This is a genomic window from Hymenobacter translucens (assembly GCF_020685205.1).
GTDB classification, from domain to species: Bacteria; Bacteroidota; Bacteroidia; order Cytophagales; family Hymenobacteraceae; genus Hymenobacter; species Hymenobacter translucens.
In genome coordinates, this window is record NZ_JAJERB010000018.1 from 1 (window position 1) to 3,618 (window position 3,618).

Annotated in this window: 1 protein-coding gene; it reads right to left on the reverse strand. The window is 61.6% G+C overall.

What is annotated here, in order from left to right:
* Window positions 1-3,281, reverse strand: a 3,281-nt coding sequence (locus tag LJY25_RS21080) for a fibronectin type III domain-containing protein (RefSeq protein ID WP_227610428.1), incomplete at its 3' end; no start/stop codon positions are given.
* Window positions 3,282-3,618: the final 337 nt, after the last annotated feature.

The window sequence follows — 3,618 nt, forward strand, 5'->3', positions numbered from 1 at the left end:
GGCGTGGTCGTCCCCGACACCGTCAGCACCGTCGCCCCGCACGGATCATCGTTCAGCGGTGGCGCTATCGGCGTCGTCAGCGAAGTGCAAACCGTCGACGTAAGTCCGGCAGCGCAGTTGCTGATTACGCAGACATCATAGGTAGTGCTGGGCAGCAGGCCGGTCAGGTTAACCGGGGAAGCAGTAGCCGATACGGAGATGGGCGTACCACCACCCTGGGGCGTAGCCGTCACGGTGTAGTTTGTGGCCGAAGCGCTGGCCGTGAAGTTGACCGTAGCCGAACGAGCAACCAGGTTGCTGATAGCCAGGTTCGTTACACCCGGGCAGGCCGAGTTGCCGATGGTAATGAAGTAGTCTTCGGTCTCACCCGAGCCAAAGTTGGAGCAAGCGTCCGAAGCACCGTTCAAGTTGCCCGTGCCGCGGCTGCGAATGCGCAACAGCGTACGACCCGAAGCAGCCGTCGTCGGTACCGTGATGGTTACCACGGACGGAACCCCTGCCGTAGCATTGGTAGCAACCTGCACCCATTCGGTAGCTTCAAGCTGACCATCCTGGTCGTAATCAATCCAGGCCGAGATGATGGCACCGCCCGTGGGCGTTACGCTCAGCTGGTACGAAGAGCCCTGCGACAACGTGGCCGTCGTGCTGCCGGTAGCCGGGAAGCTGGTGTACGTGCTGCCGTTGGCCTGGTTGCAAGCCGTGTTCGGGTTGTCCAGCGTCGTATTCAGAATTCGTACGGCACCGATCATGTCCGTTGCGCCGCAGACCCCGCCACCAAGGTTAGTCGTGCAGTAGGGGTTAGTTACGAAGGTCGTGGTCACGGGCGAAGAGGTCGTGCCACCGCTGCAGTTAGCCGTAATGGTCACGGTATACTGGGTGAACGGGGTCAGGCCCGTCAGCGTAATGGGCGAGGTCGTCGCCGTCGTCGTTACCGGCGTGCCACCCAGGGGCGTGGTTACCACCGTGTAGCTAGTGGCTCCGCCCGTGGCGTTAAACGTCAGCGTGGCGCCCGTGCTGTTCAGGTTCGAGGCCGTGATGGAGCGTACCGAGGGGCAAAGCGTAGCCGACGTAGCGCAGAGAGTGAAGGCACCCTGCGTGTCGAACGAACCGTAGCCCGAAATGGACACGTAGTAGGTCGTGTTGGGCGTCAGGCCGGTGGCAGTGAAGACGCCGAGGGCCGTGTTGGTGGCACCGCTGGCGCCGCAGGCTACGATGGTGAACGGACCCGAGCAGGAGGCCGCCGAGAACATGCGCAGCAGACCAGCCGGGTTACCGGTAGCCTCAAAGCTGATGGAGGTGCTGCCCGCGCCGGTGGCGTTGGTGCGTACCGTATACCATACATCCTTGGGTGCCGTACCCGTGCCGCAGCCGGTAACGGGTGGGTTGGTGTAGCCGCTGGGCACCGTGGTAGTAGCTGCGGTATTGGTTCCCTGCACCGGGGTGCAGCCCGTCGAGTTCAGCGTCAGGGCAATGGCGCCGCAGGGCTCATCGTTCACGATAGTTGTGGAGAAGGATGCCGGACCAGTGCGGGTGCTGTTGCCCGATGTGCCACCGCAAACCTGCGTCACGTAAAACTGATAGCTCGTGCTCGGGGTCAGACCGGTGATGTTGACGTTGGTAGCACCGGGGGCGGTTGTGACCACCGTACCAGCCGAAGGCGTCTGGCCGGGAGTGAAGCCCTGGGGTCCATACTCTACAATAAAGGAACCGCCACCGCTCAGTACGCTCCAGTTCAGCGTGGCCGAGGTGCCGGTGCGGTTGGTTGCCGTCAGGTTGCGGGCCGGGCCGCAGGGCGTGAGCGACGTAGCGCAAATGGTGAAGGAGCCCTGGGTGTCGCTGGATCCGTTGCCGGACACGGCTACGTAGTAAGTCGTATTGGGCGTCAGGCCGGTGGCAGTGAAGACGCCCAGGCCCGTATTGTTGGTGCCGCTCGAGCCGCAGGCTACGATGGTGAACGGACCCGAGCAGGAGGCCGCCGAGAACATGCGCAGCAGACCGGCTGGGTTGCCAACTAGATCAAAACTAACCGATGTACTGCCGGCGCCCGAGGCGGTGGTGCGCACGGTGTACCATACATCCTTGGGGGCGGTACCCACGCCGCAGCCCGTTACGCTGGGGTTAGTATAGCCGTTCGGGACGGTGGTAGTAGCACCGGTGTTGGTGGCCTGCACCGGGGTGCAACCGGTTGGGTTCAGCGTCAGGGCAATGGCGCCGCAGGGCTCATCGTTGAGGATGGTAGTGGAGAAGCCGCTGGGGCCACTGCGGGTGCTGTTGCCCGCCGTACCGCCGCAAATCTGGGTTACGTAGAACTGGTAGGGAGTGCTGGGGGTAAGGCCCGTAATGTTTACCGAGGTAGTGCCGGCTGGCACCGTCACGACTGTACCGGCCGAAGGCGTCTGACCGGGGGTGAAGCCCTGCGGTCCGTACTCAACGAGAAACGAGCCGCCACCGCTCACCACGGTCCAGTTCAGCGTAGCCGTGGTGCCGGTCAGAGCCGTGGCCGTCAGGTTGCGGGGAGCCGGGCAGGCCGAGGGAACCGGAGGGTTAAACCGGTAGATCTGTCCCGTAGCGGGGAAGTTTGCGATGGTGCCGGGGTCCGTCGTTGAGCTGACCGAAGGCGAGGAAGAAGCATTGCTCAGGGCCAGGAAAGAGCCGCTGCCCGTGCCGGTGCCGGCTAGGCCAATGGAGGCAGTTACCGTAGAGGTAGGGGCCGCACCCAGGCTGTAAACAAACTCCAATTGGTTGCTGCCCTCGTAAAGCCGGATCTGAAAGTTCAACTGGGAGCCGGCGTCGGCGTAGCGGCGCCAGTTCTGCCACTGAAAGGTGAAAATCCGGCTGCCGGCAGTACCCGAGGTGGTATACGAAGCCGTACCGCTGGTGCCATCCAGATCTTCCCAGAAGGCTGCTGCCTGGGGACGCATCGAGGCAGGGGCCGTGCTCAAACCGTTGCTATAGAGCTCAAAGCCAACCGGAGACGACGTCTGGTTAAACACCAGGGTACCGTTGGAGTTGGCCTTCACCGAAGTGTACGGGGTTCCGTCGAATACAAAGGTGAAGCCAAGCGGAATGGGCGCCGAGATGGCGTCGTCCACCTGGATAGACGATACGTTGGTGCCACCGGTGATGGGCGTATAGGCCCCGGTCAGGGGGGTGAAGGTGTAATCGTCGACCTGCGCCTGGACTGTGCCAAGAGCCAGGAAGAGTGTCACCAGCGTAGCCAGACTACTACGCCAGCTTCGCCAGATGCGTACCACCTGGTAAATGGGTAAAAGGTGTTTCATGGGGTTGGAGAAAAGGATGGAGGTTGAAAAAGGGGAAAAACAGAAGATGCAGGCGGTGCTCAACAGGCCGAGCGCTCAGGGAGGGGCAGAGCTAAAACAGTAAGTAGGTGGTCCCTAAAGCTAAGCGGTGGGAAACAGGAATAAAAATTTCCACCCTAATATTCTATTTTCTTGATCTTCAGCACCCCCTGAAAGCATGAAAAAGGGGATGAAGGACCATGTCCCTCATCCCCTTTTTCAGAGTCAGTTATCGGCTATGAGTTAGTCGATCACGAGCTTACGGGTGAGCAGGTACTCGCCCACCTGCAGCTGCAGTGAGTAGACGCCCTTGGCCAGC